The sequence below is a fragment of the Bradyrhizobium sp. USDA 327 genome (assembly GCF_041262065.1).
In the GTDB taxonomy this organism is placed as follows: Bacteria; Pseudomonadota; Alphaproteobacteria; order Rhizobiales; family Xanthobacteraceae; genus Bradyrhizobium; species Bradyrhizobium liaoningense.
Genome location: NZ_JBGCCW010000001.1, coordinates 628,954 through 648,511 on the forward strand (window position 1 = coordinate 628,954; position 19,558 = coordinate 648,511).

General features: G+C 63.5%; 19 protein-coding genes, 1 tRNA gene and 1 pseudogene. 10 read left to right on the forward strand and 11 right to left on the reverse strand.

Features of this window, described 5'->3' with window-relative positions:
- Positions 1-421 precede the first annotated feature (421 nt).
- The gene (locus ABIA42_RS02700) at positions 422-655 is read right to left on the reverse strand and encodes a response regulator (RefSeq protein WP_370115688.1); all 234 of its coding nucleotides are present in this window, start codon (positions 653-655) and stop codon (positions 422-424) included.
- A gap of 369 nt (positions 656-1,024) precedes the next feature.
- On the opposite strand from ABIA42_RS02700, the gene ABIA42_RS02705 reads away from it, so the two are divergent.
- Positions 1,025-2,221 (forward strand): sensor histidine kinase, encoded by a 1,197-nt coding sequence (locus ABIA42_RS02705; protein WP_014497705.1) that lies wholly within the window; start codon positions 1,025-1,027, stop codon positions 2,219-2,221.
- Between the two features lie 179 nt (positions 2,222-2,400).
- Positions 2,401-2,603: pseudogene (locus ABIA42_RS02710) on the forward strand (transposase); the annotation flags it as partial.
- Positions 2,604-3,344: 741 nt separating this feature from the next.
- Here the strand turns inward: ABIA42_RS02710 and ABIA42_RS02715 are convergent.
- The 8 genes from ABIA42_RS02715 to ABIA42_RS02750 all read right to left on the reverse strand — a co-directional run bounded on the left by ABIA42_RS02715 (position 3,345) and on the right by ABIA42_RS02750 (position 9,163).
- Entirely contained in the window at positions 3,345-3,641 is a 297-nt protein-coding gene (locus ABIA42_RS02715) for a DCL family protein (RefSeq protein WP_011084973.1), read from the reverse strand.
- An 18-nt stretch (positions 3,642-3,659) separates the two neighbouring features.
- Positions 3,660-4,103 carry a hypothetical protein gene (locus ABIA42_RS02720; RefSeq protein ID WP_231088689.1) on the reverse strand — a complete coding sequence of 148 codons (444 nt, stop codon included), beginning with the start codon at positions 4,101-4,103 and terminating at the stop codon, positions 3,660-3,662.
- A 44-nt stretch (positions 4,104-4,147) separates the two neighbouring features.
- Positions 4,148-5,146 (reverse strand): DEAD/DEAH box helicase, encoded by a 999-nt coding sequence (locus ABIA42_RS02725; RefSeq protein WP_014497703.1) that lies wholly within the window; start codon positions 5,144-5,146, stop codon positions 4,148-4,150.
- Positions 5,147-5,197: 51 nt separating this feature from the next.
- Entirely contained in the window at positions 5,198-5,578 is a 381-nt protein-coding gene (locus tag ABIA42_RS02730) for a hypothetical protein (RefSeq protein ID WP_011084976.1), read from the reverse strand.
- Positions 5,575-6,573: a DUF1837 domain-containing protein gene (locus ABIA42_RS02735; protein WP_231088509.1), complete on the reverse strand. Its 999-nt coding sequence runs from the start codon at positions 6,571-6,573 to the stop codon at positions 5,575-5,577. Before ABIA42_RS02735 ends, ABIA42_RS02730 begins: the two co-directional genes overlap by 4 nt.
- A 333-nt stretch (positions 6,574-6,906) precedes the next feature.
- Positions 6,907-6,981 (reverse strand) — tRNA-Val (locus tag ABIA42_RS02740).
- A gap of 158 nt (positions 6,982-7,139) precedes the next feature.
- Positions 7,140-8,438: a hypothetical protein gene (locus ABIA42_RS02745; RefSeq protein WP_271527694.1), complete on the reverse strand. Its 1,299-nt coding sequence runs from the start codon at positions 8,436-8,438 to the stop codon at positions 7,140-7,142.
- A gap of 119 nt (positions 8,439-8,557) precedes the next feature.
- Entirely contained in the window at positions 8,558-9,163 is a 606-nt protein-coding gene (locus tag ABIA42_RS02750) for a DUF1134 domain-containing protein (RefSeq protein WP_271527693.1), read from the reverse strand.
- A gap of 138 nt (positions 9,164-9,301) precedes the next feature.
- Here ABIA42_RS02750 and ABIA42_RS02755 point away from each other — a divergent pair, with 138 nt between their 5' ends.
- On the forward strand, positions 9,302-9,787 hold the full coding sequence (locus tag ABIA42_RS02755) for a YHS domain-containing (seleno)protein (RefSeq protein WP_271527692.1): 486 nt from the start codon (positions 9,302-9,304) through the stop codon (positions 9,785-9,787).
- Here the strand turns inward: ABIA42_RS02755 and ABIA42_RS02760 are convergent.
- Positions 9,781-10,611, reverse strand: coding sequence for a 3'(2'),5'-bisphosphate nucleotidase CysQ (locus tag ABIA42_RS02760; RefSeq protein WP_271527691.1), 831 nt, complete (start codon positions 10,609-10,611; stop codon positions 9,781-9,783). The two genes, ABIA42_RS02755 and ABIA42_RS02760, sit on opposite strands and share 7 nt — an antisense overlap.
- Before the next feature lie 179 nt (positions 10,612-10,790).
- Here ABIA42_RS02760 and chpT point away from each other — a divergent pair, with 179 nt between their 5' ends.
- The 7 genes from chpT (at position 10,791) to ABIA42_RS02795 (ending at position 18,246) form a co-directional block, all read left to right on the forward strand.
- Positions 10,791-11,444 carry a histidine phosphotransferase ChpT gene (gene chpT, locus ABIA42_RS02765; RefSeq protein ID WP_271527690.1) on the forward strand — a complete coding sequence of 218 codons (654 nt, stop codon included), beginning with the start codon at positions 10,791-10,793 and terminating at the stop codon, positions 11,442-11,444.
- Between the two features lie 197 nt (positions 11,445-11,641).
- On the forward strand, positions 11,642-14,437 hold the full coding sequence (locus ABIA42_RS02770) for a chemotaxis protein CheW (protein ID WP_370115684.1): 2,796 nt from the start codon (positions 11,642-11,644) through the stop codon (positions 14,435-14,437).
- 21 nt (positions 14,438-14,458) lie between these two features.
- The gene (locus ABIA42_RS02775) at positions 14,459-14,929 is read left to right on the forward strand and encodes a chemotaxis protein CheW (protein ID WP_271526910.1); all 471 of its coding nucleotides are present in this window, start codon (positions 14,459-14,461) and stop codon (positions 14,927-14,929) included.
- 71 nt (positions 14,930-15,000) lie between these two features.
- On the forward strand, positions 15,001-15,366 hold the full coding sequence (locus ABIA42_RS02780) for a PleD family two-component system response regulator (protein ID WP_007600538.1): 366 nt from the start codon (positions 15,001-15,003) through the stop codon (positions 15,364-15,366).
- A gap of 75 nt (positions 15,367-15,441) precedes the next feature.
- Positions 15,442-16,638: a chemotaxis response regulator protein-glutamate methylesterase gene (locus ABIA42_RS02785; protein ID WP_370115681.1), complete on the forward strand. Its 1,197-nt coding sequence runs from the start codon at positions 15,442-15,444 to the stop codon at positions 16,636-16,638.
- Entirely contained in the window at positions 16,635-17,507 is an 873-nt protein-coding gene (locus tag ABIA42_RS02790; protein ID WP_370115679.1) for a protein-glutamate O-methyltransferase CheR, read from the forward strand. Before ABIA42_RS02785 ends, ABIA42_RS02790 begins: the two co-directional genes overlap by 4 nt.
- A gap of 268 nt (positions 17,508-17,775) precedes the next feature.
- Positions 17,776-18,246, forward strand: a complete 471-nt coding sequence (locus ABIA42_RS02795; RefSeq protein WP_370115677.1) for a hypothetical protein — start codon at positions 17,776-17,778, stop codon at positions 18,244-18,246.
- A gap of 148 nt (positions 18,247-18,394) precedes the next feature.
- On the opposite strand, the gene ABIA42_RS02800 is transcribed toward ABIA42_RS02795, so the two are convergent.
- On the reverse strand, positions 18,395-19,555 hold the full coding sequence (locus ABIA42_RS02800; RefSeq protein ID WP_370115676.1) for a glutathionylspermidine synthase family protein: 1,161 nt from the start codon (positions 19,553-19,555) through the stop codon (positions 18,395-18,397).
- Between the last annotated feature and the right edge of the window lie 3 nt (positions 19,556-19,558).

Sequence of the window (19,558 nt, forward strand, 5' to 3'; positions counted from 1 at the left end):
TCAGCGGCAGCGTGCACCTGCCGGGTAGACGGATTTCGAGCCGTCCCTTCAGGTGGTTTGTGCGCGCGCCGTAGAAAAGCGGCGCTGCGGCCTTCCGCCGGGCGTCCCCCATTCGATGACGAGTGGGGGTAGTGCCTGAAACGCCGGGCCGTTATACGCGTTCGCTCAGGCCGCCTTGGACTCGATCTGGTGCACGTTGGCCTGCGCCGCGCCATTGATGGCGATGCGCAACGGCGGCGGCGTGAACTATGTTTTTTGGGGCCCGGCGCGCGGCGAAGTTCAGCTTGTGCTTCTGCTTCTCCCAACGGGCGTTGCTTACGAGCGCCCTCCAATGCGGCCCGCTCGGCCTCGATAGCCTAGTCGAACTAGCCCAGCGAGGCTTGATTGGTTCTTCAGCTTTCTCGCCCATGAGACCGGCTCGCTAGTCTGCGGGCGGGATCGGCGGGGCCGCGTTAAGAAGCTGCGATATCGCGGTTACGATCTGAGCAGGGGCAAAGGGCTTTGCAAGCAGTAGGCTGTTTGGGACGCCCTCGGACGCCCATTCCTCCGCGTGAGTGCCGGTCATGTAGATGATGGGCATCGTCGGATCGATCTCCCGGGCAGAGCGACCGACCTTCCATCCATCGAGCTTTCCCAGCAGGTTGATGTCGGTCACGACCGCCCGGAATTTGGATTCGTCGTCCTGCCTGCAAAAGAGTAATGGCTTCCTCGCCAGACGCCGTCAGGGTGGACGCAAAGCCGCCGTCTGAAAGAGCTTCTTCGACCATAGCCCGAATAAGCTGGTCGTCCTCGACGACCAGAATCTTAACCGCATCGGTCAAAGCCAATCTCCCCCTGGCTGCCTCGTCGCAGTCGCGCGGCAGGGTAAGACGTGGTGGAACAGTAAGTTCCATAATTGAGATCCTACTAGGGTATTTTCCAGCAAGGCCGCGCCAAGCACTAGACGCTAGGAAAGAGGTTAGGCGCGTAACTTATCATGCTACAAGCCGAAGGCGGGCCAGCCAGGGTTCGAAGGGACGAGTTCATGCCAACCCTCACGGGGACAGAATCCGTGACGTCTCCCGTCGCATCGACCGGGGCAACCAGACAGGAACTTCCGTACCGGTTGAGGCAACAGTCCTTGCTGGGCGAGTTCGGCCGAACCGCGCTGCAGACCCGCGACATCGGCCAGATACTCCAACGAGCGACGCAGCTCTGTGCCCAGGGTCTCGAAACACCTTTTGCCAAGGTCCTGGAGTACATGCCGGAGGAAAAACGGTTGCTGGTGAGCGCAGGCGTCGGATGGGCGCCGGAGACGATCGGCCAGATATCCCTGGGCGTCGATCTGGAGTCTCCCGCCGGCTACGCGTTCCATACCGGCCAAATCGTCATTTCCAACCACCTGCAGGAAGAAACCCGCTTTCGAACGCCGAAACTACTGTCGGAGCACGGCATCAAGCGCGCCATCAACGTTCTCATCGCGCGGGGCGGCGAAGGTCATCTACCGTTTGGTGTTCTGGAAGTCGACAGCGCTGACTCGGGTCAGTTCGATCTCGCGGATGCTGATTTCCTTGCCGGCTTTGCGGGCCTGCTCGGCATCGCCATTGAGCGGCAGCATGCCGACGCCGAGCTCCAAAAAGCCCTCGAGCACCAAGCCATGTTGACTCGAGAGATGAGCCACCGTGTCAAGAACAGCCTGGCGTCGGTGGTAGGCCTGCTCCGCGTCCAGTCCCGCAGCGCACAGTCCGAGGAAGTTCAAAACGCGCTCAAGGACGCCGCTTCCCGCATCACGACGATCGCCCAGGTTCACGACCACCTGTGGCGCAGCACCAGGATCGGGTTTGTCGATATTGCGGACTTCGCGGGCGAGCTTTGCAGGAAGCTGCAAGAAACGCTCGCCTACAAGATTGACTGTAAGTTCGACCACCTGATGATTCCGGCGGACAAGGCAATTCCGCTTGGCCTCCTGATCAATGAGCTTGTCACGAACGCGGCGAAGCACGCCTACTCCGACAAGTCCGGCGAAATCCAGGTGGCGGGCGCGGGGCGCGGAGCCGATTTGCATGTCGTGGTAGCGGATCAGGGCGTGGGACTGCCGGCGGATTTCGATATGGACCAGCCGCGAGCGAGCCTGGGCTTCAAGGTGATCAAGAGCCTGCTTGCCCAACTCAATGGACGCATCGCGGTCTCATCAAACGAGCCAAAGGGCACAACAATCCAACTTGATGTGCCGCTCGATTAGAGGAAGTTCCGTCCATCCTACATCCCGGACCTGTCATGGCTTCACGAACTGATAGGCGAAGCGATCGGTCTCGCCCTTGATCGAGGGATCGAACACCTTCATCGAGTGCGGATCGTCCTTGTTCGCGAGCATTGTGCTTTCCGCGTCCAGTACGAAGCCGGCCGCCTCCACCTCCTCGCAGTGAGATTCATGCACTCGTGGATGCCAACGGCCTGCCGGTCCGGCTGGCGCTGACGCCCGACGAGGCTCACGAGAATCGGCTTGCCAGAAAGCGACTATCTTGTCTGAAGCGCGGATCGATGCAGCTTTCTGACGTGGCTACGACGCCGACTGGATTAAGGAGCTCGCCACGAAGAACGGCGCATGGGCCAACGTCCCGCCAACCCGATCTGCTTCGCTCACCGTGCACCAAGATGGTGCACCATGTTTTGCCGGCGCCCCACTGACCCGACAGCAAGCCATGCCCCACCGCTGGCATCAGCCGTTTGATTAGCCATGCCTTGAGCGGCCGCGGATCTGCATCCCCGTGTGAATTGTGAATAAAGTGCGGCAACTTCGGATCCTGCCGCGACGCCTCATCGATTTCGTCGAGATCATCCTCAATATCGTCTTCGTCTGGATCTGGCGCCGGTGTCTCCGGTTTAGGCGAAATTGGCTTGAGTATCTCCCGCGGCGCGTTTCGACAATTTTCTCGGGCGCCTTCATGCCGTCGAGCAGCGGCAACGCCCTATCAGTGTACTTGCTGGCGCTCCTGGAGATCTCGCGGGAAGTCGACCCTCTGCGAAATAGCGGCCGGCAACCTACTCGTTGCGTTGCCACACGCACGCTCGATGTTTCAGCGAGCGCCGTTCTCGTTGCGAAAGGCAGCAATGAAATCGCAACGAATTGGGTGAAACGACCGTGAACAAAACGGGACGAGGACGATCACCACACCAAGAAAGATCAATAACTTAGAAGATGCTCACTGCGTTCGGGACGCCGTGGTCTTAAGCCATCAGATCGCAACTTGAACCGAATGTCGGTATCGGTGGTTGCGCCTCCGCAATTTGAACCTGCGAAAATCTTGCCCGACCAGGCCGAGAACTGCGCACCGCTATGCAACCGAGCTCGGCGAATTGCTTAGCTAGGTACCGTAGATACAGGCCCTATGAGAAAACTTTTCGGTCGTTCCGTCAGTACGGTTCAACCAGAAGCATTTCGTACCGAAGTCAGCAGTTCGGACGTTAAAGTGGGTAATTCCGCATCCCTTCTTGGCCTCGGCATCGGGATGGTGCTCCAGTGCCGCTCGTAGAATCACTGTGTCATTGGCGCCAACCCGATCGCCCACGTCGTACCGGTGAAGCATGTCATTCAAATAAGCAACGGCGTCACCTCTTTTGGCGAAGTGCAGTGGGCCGAGGTCGATCGGCTTCGCGGGCATGTGAAACCTCCATTCCAATCAAGCGGTAGAATTGCTGTCCACGTCGTCGAGCGGCAGAAGCCGATCGCGTAGCTCGCGGACGATGATGACCGGGAAATCCATGGCTTCGAGCTGACCTTCGCGTTCGGTGACCCACGCCACGCATTCCTCCTTACTGAGATCGGTCTTCTCGTACAAGGCAACCGCGCTCATGCGGGAGAGACCGAGTTCCATGAGTGAGAGGAGGGTCCTCGACGAAATACCAAACTCAAGTTGTGTGCCGATGTCCAAGCCGTGATCAATCAGGTCCTCACGGTTGATCTGGCGGAGATGCATGTGCAGGACATCCATGTAGGCGGACAGATACTTCGGCGCCTTGAATCGCGCGACTTGCTCGACCAGCTCCATCGTGTTGCGGATCTGCACCGGAAGGCTGTAGGTCCTACCGGTGGTACGGTGCCACTCGATGTTCCCGCGGATCATCTCGGCCAACCTCAAGGACTCGGGCGCCTATCTGCTCACCACATTCATGCGGCTCGGGTCCATTTCGGCGGCCAGTCTCTCGAAGCGCCACGATGCCGCGTCGATGGCATATTGCCGAAGTGGAACGCGACCCCGCGTTCAACGAGCGGTGCAAGGCGGAAGTTGGGGCGTACGCCCTTCCGGGCGAGGTCGGCGAGCTGTGCAAGCTCCGGATCGATTGAGCCAGGCTGAGGCAGGAGCTGGCTAACCAGATCGGCGACATCCTCCGACTCTCCGGCGCCGTTCGTGTAGACGAGCGTTCCGCCTCTCTGGCCCGCCGCTGCGGCGATGAAGGCGAGGCGCTTCCTAAGTCCCGCTGGCGTGCTTGCGAGCTGGAGCGTTCCGACTGGAAGTGTCGAACCCTGCTGTCGGACGGTCAGGTTCCAGAGCTTCGGCTTGCGTGGGGTTTGGTTCGCGACGATCAGGTTCTGGAGAACGGTGGGAGCGTCGCTGTCGACGGCGACAGTCTGCACACCGTCGGGCGCGTCCGTTAGCAATGCCTCCGGGTTCTGTGTCGCGGGGCTGATGAATACGACCTTCAGCTTCGAGTTCGCACGGCTAGCCCGCTCTACGGCGTCCTGCAAGATCACGCCGCGTTGGCTGTCCTCGATTTTGTGCGCCTCGTCCACGATAAGCAGGTCAATTGAGAACGCGTCGCCGAGCACGTTGGCGAGAAGGTGCAGCCGCTCCTGCGTGGAGACTAGAATTACTTGCGCGCCTCCAGCGCGCGCCGCTTCGTACTTGTCACGGAGGGGAAGGGACGACACCTCGATGCGCTTGGTCTTGCCGAGAAGACCTTGGAGAGTGGTCTCGATCTCCGAAACTAACACGCGGGTAGGGGCGAGGTAGACTGCGACCCGGGTGTCACCCGCGCTTAGTTGGTCGATCAACCACTGAAGGACGAGAAACGTCTTCCCGGAGGCAGTGGGGGCGGACGCCGAGAGCCAACTTCCTCCGCCCGCATTGGCCAGAAGCGTTGCTGAAAATCGTTCACCTGCAGCCAAGCGCCGCTCGATTCCACCAGGATGGAACGGTCCATCTCGCGCCGCTGGGATTCAAGGCGCAGCGCCACACCTAGCCGTCCGGTCGAGACCGGCCGTCAGTAGGTGGCGATCGTTGGCTAGCGTGATGGCCCGGTAATTGGAGAGCTTGCCCAACAGGACAGCGCCCGCGTCCTTGAGTGCTTGATCGTCCGTCAGAGAGATCGCCGCAGTTGCGATCCGGAGCGCGGCCTCCTGGTCGATCCGTTGATCGGACCGCGCCAATATGCTGCCGGCGAGCAGCAGCCTTGGCCAATCGATCGCCACGGCAGAGGGGGCGGCGGGTTCGGGCACTAGGTTGTCAAGTTCGGTGCGCACGGTGAGTCGAATGATCGCATCGAGATCGTCGCGAATTCCTTCCTGAAGAAGCCACGACTGGAGACCGACTAGGCTCATTCCGTCTTAATCCCCATCGCTCTGAGAAATGCGGCGCGGAAGCCGTCGGCCGACGGCAGCGGGATGCAAAACAGCTCGATTTCCATCTGGTCGAGCTTCTCCGACTTGAGCCGCTCGCCGATCCTTTTGCTCCAAACGGCCAGTTCCGCGCGTGAGGCCTCAACGATCTCCTCCGCGATCGCCTTTACGTCATCTTTCGGATAGAACGGCGCGTCGAAGCCCACCAGGGCCACGCCGCAGTATTGGACCCGCTTGGACATCACCGACGACTTGTCAAAATACTTCTTCAGCGCGTCGGTGAGCGTCGCATCACTGAGGTCGGCCTTGTCGCTCAGGAGCACCAGATCGCGTTCCCTGTCGGTTTCCTCGTGTTCTGGTTCAATGAGGAAGGGAGCGAGTGAGGCGAGGCAGTCGCGGATCGCGGCTCCCGCGTCCTTGTAGATTTTGGATTCACCCCAGTAGAGCTTCGGGATGCCTTCCGGCATCACGCCAGCGTACACCCCATCGGCTCCATGGTAGTGTAGGCGCGTGTCTGTCTTGAGATCCATCTTGCACAGAATCTGAGGCAGCTTGAGGAAGCGCTCGGCCAATAAGAACAGCAGCATCTCGCCGCCCTCTCCGGTCTTCGCCAAATCGGTGAACGACCGCTTGGCGCGCTCGACGAGTTCGGCGACCGCCTCGGTGCTATTGTACTTGGCGTCGCGCGCTTTCGCTGCAGCGAGCTTCGAGCGCGGTATCGCATAGTCGACTACGGCGTTCCGCATGAACTCCGCCAGCCGGTGCGGCTGGACGCGGCCGTTTCCATCCACTGTGAGGCAATGACAGTGGATCTTGACCGAATGACCCTCGATGAGGACGTCGCGCTCCACCAACATGAGGTGAACGTCGAGTGCTTCCGGATTCCCTGTCAGCGCGGACGTGAGATCAGTCGCGGTGATGGTCGACAGACGGCCTACCCCCTTGTTCGTACGCCCGTCTGCCCCCAGACGAGTCAACCCATAATTGTAACCACCTAGACCTCCGCAGTCCATGTTCGGCGGGAATTGCCATCGAATCCGCGATGATCGCGAGCGGCGCTTTCATGCGCTGCGGACTAGACCAAAGCCTTCACGCGCGTCGTCGCTGTTGCTCGCAAGTCTAGAGCAGCATCGCATGCTCTTTACGAAAACATGCTCGGCAATAACGCGCCTGCCGTCTGCTCTTGGATGGTTGGCTTCTCGGAAACGACTGACCAAGGTAGGAGCCGATGTGCCCCTATTGTGCCCCCGCTTTTTTGGGGCACATTACAGGGGAAGCCAGCGACTAAATCATTGAATTCAGGTTTGAAATGGTGGGCGCACAAGGGATCGAACCTTGGACCTCTCCCGTGTGAAGGGAACGCTCTCCCGCTGAGCTATGCGCCCGGGACCATCATGCAGGCGGCCATAACTTTCGGCCGGCCGGTGCATCGGAGCCCGCGATTTAGAAGTGCGGGCCGAAGGTGTCAAGTTTTCAGGCGCCGCGGGGGCGGAAAACCTTCGGCAGGTCGCGCAATCCGCAGGGGAAGCCGGATTTTTGCCGGTTACGCGCCCTGCTGGCGGGCGCGGGAGGCGTGGGCCTGGAGCGCACGGATGCGCTCGGCGAGCGTTCCGCCGCCTTCGGGCAGGCGGGCCGCGGGAGCGCCGTTGGTCTTGGCGTCGTTGGCCGGGCGCGGCGCCGGCTTCGCCGGCTGGCCGGCCTCGGCCGCGAGCAGGGCCTCGATCGGCGAGTTGGGGCCTTCGAGCTGCATCGCGAGTTTTGCGACTTCCGCCGCGATGTCGTTGATGCGCTCGCGCAGAAGCGCGTTCTCCATGCGCTCGGTCGCCCAGGAGCTCTCCGCCTGCTGCTGGATCGCGTTGATGTCGCGCTGAAGCTTGGCGCGCTCGTCGCGTGCTGTGCGCAGCTGCTCCTCCAGCGCGGCCTTTTCGGCGCGCAGCGACTCCACTGCAGCCGACGACTTGCCGCCGCTCAAGGCGGCGATCTCGACGCGCAGCTCCTTGATGGTGCGCTCATTGCTCTCATTGGCCTGGCGCAGCTGGTTGTTCTCATAGTCGCGCTCGGCGAGCAGCTTGCCCTGCGTGGCGAGGCGTCCCTCGAGGTCGGCGACGCGGCCGGACAGCATCTCGGCCTCCTTGACCTGCACGATGAGCTGGCGATCGAGCTCGGTGACACGCTGGCTCAGATTCTCGACGCGGCCGCGGGCCTCGGCGAGCTGGCGCGAGGCGGTCTCGGATTCGGTCCGCTCCTGCGCCAGGCGCGCCTGCGTGGCGGCAAATTCCTTCTCGGCATCGCCGACGCGGCTCTTCAATTCCTCGATCTGCGCGCGCACCGCGATGAGCTCGACCTGGCGGCTCTCCGCCATCATCGAGCGGTCGGACAGTTCGGAGTTGATCTTGGCGAGCTCGGCCTGCTTGTCGGCCAGCGCAATCTCTGCGGCGCGCAAGGCTTCGGTCTTGGCGTTGAATTCCTCCTCCGTGGCGCGCAGCTGCTCCTTCACCGCCCTCTCGCGCGCCTCCAGCGCGAAGATCGTGGCGTTCTTCTCGCCGAGCTCGATCTTCATGCGGTTGATGGCGTCGCTCTTCTTGCCGAGCTCGGCGAGCTGGCTCGTGGTCTTGTTCTTGAGCTGATCGACGCTCATCTCGAGCCGCCGCGCCGACATGGCGAATTCGGCGCGGAGCTGGTCCTTGTCGGCCTGGATCTCGGCCATCGACAGCGGGGTGGCGGCCTCGAGCCGGCGCGTGGTCAGGCGCACGGCGCGGTTATGCACCAGCGGCACGATCGCGAGCCCGCACAGCATCGAAAGCAGGAAACCGATCGCCAGGTACATGATCGGTTCGACCATGGGCCAGAACTCCCAGAGCTAAGGAAAAATTTACCAACGACAATGCATGCGGGGCCGGCAAAAAGCCAGCCCTGGCCTGTCGTTAACCTTGATCCGTAGGCGGATGGGAGGGAGAGACCTTAGAACGGGTTCCAGGTCGCCCGCGGGGTGAATTTGAGATAGCCGATATTGGCGCCCAGCCGCAGGCCGAGGCCGGAGCGGATCGGCACCAGCACGATGTTGTTGGCGGTGAGCGCGGTCATGCCGAAGCCGCCGATGATGTAGGCCGAGCCGTCGATGCCGCCGAAGCGCTGGTAGATCGCGTTGGTGGCGGGCAGGTTGTAGACCAGCGTCATGGTGCGGGCGCCGTCGCCGCCCCAGTCGAAGCCGAGCGAGGGGCCCTGCCAGTAGACTCTGAGGTCGCCGGCATTCTTGGTGTAGAGCGTGCCTTCACCGTAGCGCAGGCCGGCGACGAAAGCGCCGGAGCCTTCCTCGCCCAGGATGTAGCCGTTGGGCAGGCCCCATTGGCTGACCGCCTTCTCGATGATCGAGGCGAGCCCGCGCGAGACGTTGCCGAAGAAGCGGTGGCCGGCCGTGACGAGTTCGTCCGGCCCATAGGTGCTGGGCGTCGGGGTCCGTTGCGGCGGCGGCAGGTCGGGCGGTGGCGCCTGCTGGGCTGAGGCCGGCACGATCCAGCCGATCATCGCGGCAAGCGCGAGCGCAGCAAGGCGTGATGCGAAAGTCATAAATAACCCCTGGTACCGAATCTGGTCGCTTCCTTAACCTGACGCCAACAGGCACGGCTCTAGGTTGCGCCGGATGTCCCCTCGACTCGGATGTTATCCGCAGCAACTATGACGGCACAACGGCAGGAAGATAGCCCTTTGCGCCCCGGAATTGCCTTGATCGGCCTCCGCGTCTGCCTGTTGGCGGGCATTTGGATCATCTGCTCGGGGTCGCCGGCATGGACCGCCACCACCGAGCGGATCGTCGTCAACCGCTTCACCGGCGTCGCCATCGAGGGCTTCGATCCCGTTGCTTATTTCGTCACAGGCACGGCCGTGCCGGGGAGGGCAGAGTTCGAGGCGAATCTCTGGGGCGCTGTCTGGCGCTTCCGGAACGAGGGCAACCGCGCCTCTTTCCTGGCCCATCCCGAGATCTACGGACCGCAATTCGGCGGCTATGATCCTGCCGATATCGCCCGCGGCGTCACCGTCGCCGGCAATCCCCATTTCTTCGCGATCGTGGCGCAGCGGCTCTATCTGTTCAGCCGGGAAACCAATCGCGACGCCTTCATCGCCAATCCCGAGCGCTTCCTCTATGAGGTGGGCAAGCGCTGGCCGGCGCTTCAGGAACAGCTCAGTCAGTAGCAGCCTACCGCCTGCGGATCGCCCCAGGCGATGAACTCCGGGACGATGAAGCCGGTGTCGCTGCGCCGGCCGAAGCGGAGTGCGCCGCCCTTGCCGTCGGTCACCCTGCCGCCGGCCGCGGTCACGACCGCGCAGCCGGCCCCGACATCCCATTCCGAGGTCGGCCCGAAGCGGGGATAGATGTCGGCGCTGCCTTCCGCGATCCGGCCGAATTTCACGGCTGAGCCGATCGTCTTTCGGACGGCATTGGGCCTGTTGTCGATGAACGCCTCGCTCTTGGGATCGCCATGCGAGCGGCTCACCGCCGCGATCCAGGGCTCCCCTCGCGTCGGCAGTTTGCGGGTGTGGATCGGCTCGGCCGCCCCGATGGTTGCGCCGTTGACCTTCATCCGCTCGGCGCCGCGGCCGACGATGCCGCGCCAGAGCAGGCCGAGCGCGGGCGCGCTGACGATACCGAGCAGCGGCTCGCCCGATGTCACGAGGGCGAGGTTGACGGTGAACTCGTCGCGGCCGGCGACGAACTCCTTGGTACCGTCGAGCGGATCGATCAGGAAGAAGCTGCCCTGAAACGGCGGGGAGGCGAGCTGGGCCCGCTCTTCCGACAGCGTCGGAACGTCGCCCGCCAGCTGCGCCAGGCCGTCGGCGATGATGCGGTCGGCGGCAAGGTCGGCCTCGGTCACTGGCGAGCCGTCCGGCTTGCCCTCGATCCGCATGGCGGCGCGGTTGACGGCAAGGATCGCCTCGCCCGCCTTCACCACCAGCGCGGTCAGCGGCTCCATCAGGCCGAATGCGGCCGCCCCGTCGATGATCCGCATCACCTGCATGCCTCATTCATCGGCAATTCCGTTCCCCGTCCACTGATTCGCTTTATGGCCTCCTCGAACCGATCGCAAGCTAGCTGCCGCGGGCTGGCGAATGTTAGAACCCTAAGCATCCGTCAAGCATGCGTGATTCGCGGCATCCTGCGCCGTGCAATTCCAGGAACCCTCCAGGACCCCTTTATATGTCTGACGCCTCGTCGCCCGCGCCCGTTACCGCTCCCGATATGCTCGAACTCGCAGCGCTCCTGTGCTCGCGGGTCTGCCACGATCTCATCAGCCCCGTCGGTGCCATCGTCAACGGGCTCGAAGTGCTCGACGACGATCCCAAGCCCGAAGACCGCGAGTTCGCGCTCGACCTGATTCGCAAGAGCGCCAAGACCGCCTCGGCCCGGCTCCAGTTCTGCCGCCTTGCCTTCGGCGCCGCCGGCTCCTCCGGCGCGCAGATCGATCTCGGCGATGCCCAGACCATGGCGCGCGGCCACATCGAGGACGGCAAGTGCTCGATCACCTGGAATCTGCCGCGGCTCCTGCTGCCGAAGAATCGCGTCAAGCTGCTGCTCAACATGCTGGTCGTCGCCCAGCACACGATCCCGCGCGGCGGCATGCTGACGATCGACCCGATCGGCGAGGGCGAGACGATGAGCTTTCGCATCACTGCGACCGGACACAATGCGCGTTTGCCGCAGAACATCTCCGAGCTCCTGAGCGGCGAGCGTGGCCCCGCCGCGGATGCCCATGCGATCCAGCCTTACTATACGCGGCTGCTCGCGCAGGCCTGCGGGCTCACGGTGACGCTTAAAGCGGAAGGCGAAGCCATCATCGTTGCCGCTTCGTAAACGTACGCGTCGCGCTCCGTTTCTTAATCGAATCTTTACGAGGCGCCTCGGCTTGTCCGGAGCGCCTTATCTCTTTGTTGGTCCCGTTCTTTTGCACATACTCAACCAATATTAAACGCTTTGCGGTGAAGCTGGCCCCATTCCGAAATGGCGCATCACGCCTCGTGCGCGCCCTTCCTGTATGAAGGCCTGTTTTCATGGATGATCTGTTGCGGGAGTTTCTGACGGAGACCAGCGAGAGCCTGGACACCGTGGACAATCAGCTGGTGAAGTTCGAGCAGGAGCCGAACAACGCCAAGATCCTGGATAACATCTTCCGCCTGGTCCACACCATCAAGGGCACCTGCGGCTTCCTCGGGCTGCCGCGGCTGGAAGCGCTGGCGCATGCCGGCGAGACGTTGATGGGCAAATTCCGTGACGGCATGCCGGTGACCGGGCAGGCGGTGACGGTGATCCTGTCCTCGATCGACCGCATCAAGGAGATCCTGGCCGGGCTGGAGGCGACCGAAGCCGAGCCTGAAGGTAACGACCGCGACCTCATCGACAAGCTGGAAGCGATGGTCGAGCAGGGCATGGCCGCCATGGCGGCCGGTTCGGCTCCCGTCGCCGAATCCCCGCCGCTGGCGCCGGAGGCGCCGGTTGCCGAGGCAAAGCCTGCACCCGCCAAGGAGCTGACCTCGGGCTCGCTGATCGAGCAGACGCTGGAGCGCCCATTGCGTCCCGGCGAGGTCTCGCTCGACGAGCTCGAGCGCGCCTTCCGCGAGACTGCGATCGAGGCGCCGGTGCCCGCGCCCGTTGCAAAGGCTGAAGCCAAGTCTGAAGCAAAGGCCGAGCCCGCCCCCGAAGCGCCTGTCGCGGAAGCCAAACCCGCCAGGGAGAAGGCCGCGCCGAAGAAGTCGATGGCCGATGAGGGCGCCGGCGAGGGAGCCAGCATCGCCAACCAGTCGATCCGCGTCAACGTGGATACGCTGGAGCACCTGATGACCATGGTCTCCGAGCTGGTCTTGACCCGCAACCAGCTGCTGGAGATCTCAAGGCGCAACGAGGACACCGAGTTCAAGGTGCCGCTGCAGCGCCTCTCCAACGTCACCGCCGAGCTGCAGGAAGGCGTCATGAAGACGCGCATGCAGCCGATCGGCAATGCCTGGCAGAAGCTGCCCCGCATCGTCCGGGATCTGTCGAGCGAGCTCGGCAAGCAGATCGAACTGGAGATGCACGGCGCCGACACCGAGCTCGACCGCCAGGTGCTCGATCTGATCAAGGACCCGCTCACCCACATGGTGCGCAACTCCGCCGATCATGGCCTCGAGACCCCCGCCGAGCGTCTGGCTGCCGGCAAGGGCGAGCAGGGCACCATTCGCCTGTCCGCCTATCACGAGGGCGGCCACATCATCATCTGCATCGCCGACAACGGCCGCGGCCTCAACACCGAGAAGATCAAGGCCAAGGCCATCTCCTCAGGTCTCGTCACCGAGGCTGAGCTGGAGAAGATGTCGGAAGCCCAGATCCACAAGTTCATCTTCGCGCCGGGCTTCTCGACCGCGGCGGCCGTCACCTCGGTGTCGGGGCGCGGCGTCGGCATGGACGTGGTGCGCACCAATATCGACCAGATCGGCGGCACCATCGACATCAAGAGCGTGGCCGGCGAGGGCTCCTCGGTCACCATCAAGATCCCGCTGACGCTCGCCATCGTCTCGGCCCTGATCGTGGAAGCCGCCGGCGACCGCTTCGCCATCCCGCAGCTCTCGGTGGTGGAATTGGTGCGGGCCCGCGCCAACTCCGAGCACCGCATCGAGCGCATCAAGGACACCGCGGTCCTCAGGCTCCGCAACAAGCTGTTGCCGCTGATCCACCTGAAGAAGCTGCTCAAGATCGACGACGGCGCGGCCTCCGACCCCGAGAACGGCTTCATCGTGGTGACCCAGGTCGGCAGCCAGACCTTCGGCATCGTGGTCGACGGCGTGTTCCACACCGAGGAGATCGTGGTCAAGCCGATGTCGACCAAGCTGCGCCACATCGACATGTTCTCCGGCAACACCATTCTGGGCGATGGCGCGGTGATCATGATCATCGATCCCAACGGCATTGCGAAGGCGCTCGGCGCCGCCGGCTCCTCGGCCCATGACATGGGCGACGACGCGGCCGGCCATCACATCGGATCGGGCGAGCAGACCACCTCGCTGCTGGTGTTCCGCGCCGGCTCGTCCCAGCCCAAGGCGGTCCCGCTCGGGCTCGTCACCCGCCTGGAAGAGCTCCCCGCAGACAAGATCGAGTTCAGCAACGGCCGCTACATGGTGCAGTACCGCGAGCAGCTGATGCCGCTGGTGGCCATGGAAGGCGTCACCATTGCCAGCCAGGGCGTCCAGCCGATCCTGGTGTTCGCCGACGACGGCCGCTCCATGGGCCTCGTCGTCGACGAGATCATCGACATCGTCGAGGAACGGCTCAACATCGAGGTCGGCGGTTCAAGTTCGGGCATTCTGGGCTCGGCCGTGATCAAGGGCCAGGCCACCGAGGTGATCGACGTCGGCCACTTCCTGCCGATGGCGTTCTCCGACTGGTTCACCCGCAAGGAGATGAAGCCGTCGATGCACTCGCAGTCGGTGCTGCTGGTCGACGACTCGGCCTTCTTCCGCAACATGCTGGCGCCGGTGCTCAAGGCCGCCGGCTACCGCGTCCGCACCGCGCCGACCGCGCAGGAGGGCCTTGCCGCGCTCCGCGCCCAGAGCTTCGACGTGGTGCTGACCGACATCGAGATGCCCGACATGAACGGGTTCGAGTTCGCGGAAGTGATCCGTTCCGACAACAATCTCGCCGCGACGCCGATCATCGGCCTGTCGGCGCTGGTGTCGCCGGCGGCGATCGAGCGCGGCCGTCAGGCCGGCTTCCACGACTACGTCGCCAAGTTCGACCGTCCCGGCCTGATCGCGGCGCTGAAGGAGCAGACCGCGGGCGCCGCCGGCGCTTCCGAGCTGAGCCGGGCCGCGGCCTAAGACAGGATCAGGAGACAAGCGATGACCAGCAAGACGCAAGTAAGCGAAGGCGCCATGGTCGAATACGTCACCGCGATGATCGGCGGCCAGCTGTTCGGCCTGCCGATCTCCCGCGTCCAGGACGTGTTCATGCCCGAGCGCGTCACCCGCGTTCCCCTGTCCTCGCGCGAGATCGCAGGGGTTCTGAACCTGCGCGGCCGCATCGTCACCGTGGTCGACATGCGCGCCCGTCTCGGCCTGCCCAAGGCCGAGGACGGCAAGGTGCCGATGGCGGTCGGCGTCGACCTGCGCGGCGAATCCTATGGCCTGCTGATCGACCAGATCGGCGAGGTGCTGCGCCTGCCCGAGGACGGCAAGGAGGAGAACCCCGTCAACCTCGACCCCCGCATGGCCAAGCTCGCAGGCGGCGTCCACCGCCTCGACGGCCAGCTCATGGTCGTCCTCGACGTCGATCGCGTCCTCGAGCTCGCACCCGAAATGATGGCGGCCTGATACGGCGGCATCGTCGCCGACGGACTTGCAATTGGAAGTGCCCCCGCAAAGGGGAGGAAGCAGAGGTTCACATGCGCACTTGTCTCGTCGTTGATGATTCCAGCGTCATCCGCAAGGTTGCGCGCCGGATCCTGGAGGGCCTCGACTTCCAGATCCTCGAAGCCGAGGACGGTGAGAAGGCGCTGGAGGCCTGCAAGCGCGGCCTGCCCGATGCGGTGCTGCTCGACTGGAACATGCCCGTCATGGACGGCTATGAGTTCCTCGGCCATCTCAGGCGCATGCCCGGCGGCGACCAGCCCAAGGTCGTGTTCTGCACCACCGAGAACGACGTCGCGCATATCGCGCGCGCGCTGCATGCCGGCGCCAACGAGTACATCATGAAGCCGTTCGACAAGGACATCGTGACGGCGAAATTCCAGGAAGTCGGCCTTATCTGAGCGATCGCCCGGAGGCTGAACGGATCCTTCGGCGCCTGCTTTCAACCATACCGTTTCAGTCTGAGTTGGTGAGTAATGAGTGTTGCGTTCGCAGGTAATTCGACCACGACGCCGTCGCGCGAAGCGGGGCCGCTGCGAGTGATGATCGTCGATGACTCCGTCGTCATCCGCGGTCTGATCTCGCGCTGGATCGGCGCCGAGCACGACATGGAGGTCGCGGCCTCGCTGCGCACCGGGCTTGAGGCGGTCAACCAGATCGAACGCATCAACCCCGACGTTGCCGTGCTCGACATTGAGATGCCCGAGCTCGACGGCCTCTCGGCGCTGCCGCAACTGCTGGCGAAGAAGCGCGATCTCGTCATCATCATGGCCTCGACGCTGACCCGCCGCAACGCGGAGATCAGCTTCAAGGCGCTGTCGCTCGGCGCGGCCGACTACATCCCCAAGCCGGAATCGACGCGCGAGGCATCGGCGGCCGACATCTTTCATCACGACCTGATCCAGAAGATCCGCCATCTCGGCGCGCGGCTGCGTCGCAAGGCTGCGGTTGCGAGCCCGCCGCTGGCGCCCGCAAGCCCGGCTCCGGCCGCGCGCGGTCCTGTTGCGCGGCCTGCCGTGCCTGCGCCCGCTCCGGCCGTGCATGCCCCGTCGTCAGGATCGCTGTCGACGCGTCCGTTCTCGACCCAGGCGCCGAAGGTGCTGCTGATCGGCTCCTCGACCGGCGGTCCTCAGGCGCTGATGTCGCTCGTCACCGAACTCGGCCCGGTGATCGACCGCTTCCCGGTGCTGATCACCCAGCACATGCCGCCGACCTTCACCACCATCCTTGCCGAGCATCTGGCGCGTTCGAGCCGCCGGCCGGCGAGCGAGGCAGTCGACGGCGAGCCGGTGAAGGCCGGACGGATCTACCTTGCGCCTGGCGGCAAGCATATGCGCGTCGGGCGCAGCGGCGCAGATGCCGCGATCTCGCTCGATGACGGGCCGGCGGTCAATTTCTGCAAACCCGCGGTCGATCCGCTCTTCACCTCGGCCATCGACGTCTGGCATGGCAATATCCTCTCCGTGATCCTGACGGGCATGGGCTCGGACGGCATGCGCGGCGGCAAGGACATCGTCGCCGCCGGCGGCAGCGTCATCGCACAGGACGAAGCCTCCAGCGTGGTCTGGGGCATGCCGGGGGCGGCGGCCAATGCCGGCATCTGCGCGGCGATCCTGCCGCTCAACCAGATCGGCGCCAAGGTCAACCGCCTGTTCGCGGGAGACCGCTCGTGACGCCGACGGATTACGACTACCTGCGCAAGTTCCTGAAGGAGCGCTCCGGCCTCGATCTCTCGGCCGACAAGCAGTATCTGGTCGAGAGTCGGCTGCTGCCGCTCGCCCGCAAGGCAAGCCTTCCCGGCATCCCCGATCTCGTGCTGAAGATCAGGAATGGTGACGGCCGGCTTGCGACCGACGTGGTCGAAGCGATGACCACCAACGAGACCCTCTTCTACCGCGACAAGATTCCGTTCGACCATCTGCGCGAGACCATCCTGCCGGGCCTGATCCAGGCGCGTGCGGCGCGCAAGAGCTTGCGCATCTGGTCGGCGGCCTCATCGACCGGGCAGGAGCCCTATTCGATCGCGATGTGCGTGAAGGAGATGGGCGCGGTTTTCGCCGGCTGGCGCATCGAGATTATCGCCACCGACCTGTCGCAGGAGGTGCTGGAGAAATCCAAGGCCGGCGTCTACAGCCAGTTCGAGGTGCAGCGCGGCCTGCCGATCCAGCACCTGATGAAGTACTTCACGCAAGTCGGTGAACTCTGGCAGCTCAATGCCGACATTCGCGCGATGGTGCAGTTCCGCCAGCTCAACCTGTTGCAGGACTTCTCCCATCTCGGCACGTTCGACGTGATCTTCTGCCGCAACGTGCTGATCTATTTCGATCAGGACACCAAGGCGGTGATCTTCGAGCGGATGGCGAAGGCGATGGAGCCCGACGCCACGTTGCTGCTTGGCGCTGCCGAGTCCGTCGTCGGCATCACTGACGCATTCCGCCCCATGACCGACCGTCGCGGTCTCTATCAGCTCAACCCGGTGCGGTCCGGCCGCGCGATGGGCGGACTGATGCCGCCGACATTGAAGGTGGCAGCGGCGAGGTGATTGGCCGAACCACAGGCGATCTCACTGAGCGCCGTCGTTGCAAATGATCGGCGACGACTGACGGACATCGCTTCGCCCTGGCGCGAGGCGCTTCACACGCGTTTGCGCATTGCAGATTACTCAATTACCGGCGCAGCAGGGGGCGTGCCGCGATGCAATACAATCGCGGCCCTGATCAACATCTGACGGTTGTGCTAAGCTGCCGATCGTCCCGCCGCACCGAGGCGGGATTCCATTCCATCATGAACTGTACTGAGGAGGACATACCATGCGAATGTCTTGTGCCTCGTATTTCTTGTTGGCAGCGCTTTCGTTGCCCGCCACTGCTCTCGCCGGTGAGCATGTGCTCGAGTTCAAGCTCGTCACCAAGCCGATGGATGTCAAAGTCACCGAGGTCGCGAACGTCGAAGGCCAGATGGTCATGTCCGGCAAAATGTTTGGCGTTGCCTTTTTCAAGGATGGACGCATTGCCGTGAAAGATTTTGTCAATTCCTCCGACCTGCTCAAGGGCTCAGGACCTATCTTTGGCTACAGCACCTACACCTTCGACGATGGCTCCTCGATCACGGCGCGCTACGCCGGCGCGGTCAAGGACGGCAAAGCGAAGGGCGAATATACGATCTTGTCGGGCACTGGTACGTACGCGAACGCGACGGGCACCGGCGGATTCGAAAGTGTTCAAAGCGGATTCAAGGGCGCATTCCTGTATGATGGAAGATTCATGGTCAAGACGCCCTAAGCGCGATGCGATTAGGATGAATCGTGATCGCGCTCTAGGTTGTTGTTTAAGCATGATCTTTTCGGAAAACCGCTGCGCACTTTTCCGGATCATGCTTTAGGTCGGCATGTGCGCTCGCGTCCCGTTCCGACGAGGTCGCGAGCGCATATCACAGGATCGCATGCGGCAGAAACCGCGAGCGGTTGCCGGTGATCGGACTTTCGTCCTCGCGGATCGAGAGGCCGCACGGCTCGTGGTTCACGAGCCAGCTTCCCACCACCGGATAGAAGCCCGAAAAGTTCGGAAGCGGTGACAATGCCTGCCGCACGAAACCTTCGGCGCCGTAGGGACCCGCCTGCTCGTCGAGCGACATTCCGCCGGACACCAGCGTGACGTTGGCGCCTTCGCGCGACAGCAGCGGCTTGCGGACATAGGACGTTCCGAGCTCCGCGGCGCGCGGATCGTCCTCGAAGAAGGCCGGCAGCAGATTGGGATGGTTCGGAAACATCTCCCAGAGCAGCGGCAGGATGCCCTTGTTGGAGAGCACCGCCTTCCACGGCGGCTCGATCCAGCGCGTGGTTGCGTCCTTGAGCTTTGCACCGAACGCGTCCTGGAACATCCACTCCCAGGGATAGAGCTTGAAGGCCAGCGCGATGTCGCCATCGTCGAGATCCACGAAGCCGCCGCCTTCGTCGCGCCAGCCGACCTCTTCGATGTCGAGCAGCCTGGTCGAGAGCCCGGCCTGGCGCGCGGTGTCTTCGAGATAAGCGAGCGTGCCGGCGTCTTCCTCGTTGCCCGTGATGCCGGCGAGATGGACGTGGTGGCCGGCCGCGATCTCCTTCCACGCCGCGATCAGCCGCTCATGGATGGAGTTGAACTGATCGGCGCGCGACGGGATGATGCGCCGCTCGATCGCCTGTTCAAGCCAGGTCCATTGAAACACCGCGGCCTCGAAGATCGAGGTCGGCGTATCCGCGTTGTATTCGAGCAGCTTTGCCGGCGACTTGCCGTCGAACTTCAGGTCGAGCCGGCCGTAAAGGCTGCGGTCGTCGCGCTCCCAGCTCTCGGCGATCAGGCTCCAGAACGCTTCCGGTATCTTCAGGCGCCGCAGGTAGCGCTCGTCGCCAATGACGCGGCCGGCGAGCTCCAGGCACATCGCGTCAATCTCGCCGGTCGGCGTCTCGATGCCGCGCTCGATCTCGTCGAGCGTGAAGCCGTAATAGGCGCTCTCGACCCAATAGCGTTCGCCGTCGATGGTGTGGAAGACGAAGCCACATTGCTCGGCGGTCTGCCGCCAGTCGTCACGCTCGGGACAGGCGATGCGCTGCATGGA

What these genes read in the sequence shown, in the direction of transcription:
- ABIA42_RS02705 (WP_014497705.1), top strand. Translation starts at nt 1,025, where the DNA reads ATGCCAACCCTCACGGGGACAGAATCCGTGACGTCTCCCGTCGCATCG.
- ABIA42_RS02715 (WP_011084973.1), bottom strand. Translation starts at nt 3,641, where the DNA reads ATGCCCGCGAAGCCGATCGACCTCGGCCCACTGCACTTCGCCAAAAGA.
- ABIA42_RS02720 (WP_231088689.1), bottom strand. Translation starts at nt 4,103, where the DNA reads ATGATCCGCGGGAACATCGAGTGGCACCGTACCACCGGTAGGACCTAC.
- ABIA42_RS02730 (WP_011084976.1), bottom strand. Translation starts at nt 5,578, where the DNA reads ATGAGCCTAGTCGGTCTCCAGTCGTGGCTTCTTCAGGAAGGAATTCGC.
- ABIA42_RS02745 (WP_271527694.1), bottom strand. Translation starts at nt 8,438, where the DNA reads ATGGTCGAACCGATCATGTACCTGGCGATCGGTTTCCTGCTTTCGATG.
- ABIA42_RS02750 (WP_271527693.1), bottom strand. Translation starts at nt 9,163, where the DNA reads ATGACTTTCGCATCACGCCTTGCTGCGCTCGCGCTTGCCGCGATGATC.
- ABIA42_RS02760 (WP_271527691.1), bottom strand. Translation starts at nt 10,611, where the DNA reads ATGCAGGTGATGCGGATCATCGACGGGGCGGCCGCATTCGGCCTGATG.
- chpT (WP_271527690.1), top strand. Translation starts at nt 10,791, where the DNA reads ATGTCTGACGCCTCGTCGCCCGCGCCCGTTACCGCTCCCGATATGCTC.
- ABIA42_RS02770 (WP_370115684.1), top strand. Translation starts at nt 11,642, where the DNA reads ATGGATGATCTGTTGCGGGAGTTTCTGACGGAGACCAGCGAGAGCCTG.
- ABIA42_RS02775 (WP_271526910.1), top strand. Translation starts at nt 14,459, where the DNA reads ATGACCAGCAAGACGCAAGTAAGCGAAGGCGCCATGGTCGAATACGTC.
- ABIA42_RS02780 (WP_007600538.1), top strand. Translation starts at nt 15,001, where the DNA reads ATGCGCACTTGTCTCGTCGTTGATGATTCCAGCGTCATCCGCAAGGTT.
- ABIA42_RS02785 (WP_370115681.1), top strand. Translation starts at nt 15,442, where the DNA reads ATGAGTGTTGCGTTCGCAGGTAATTCGACCACGACGCCGTCGCGCGAA.
- ABIA42_RS02795 (WP_370115677.1), top strand. Translation starts at nt 17,776, where the DNA reads ATGCGAATGTCTTGTGCCTCGTATTTCTTGTTGGCAGCGCTTTCGTTG.
- ABIA42_RS02800 (WP_370115676.1), bottom strand. Translation starts at nt 19,555, where the DNA reads ATGCAGCGCATCGCCTGTCCCGAGCGTGACGACTGGCGGCAGACCGCC.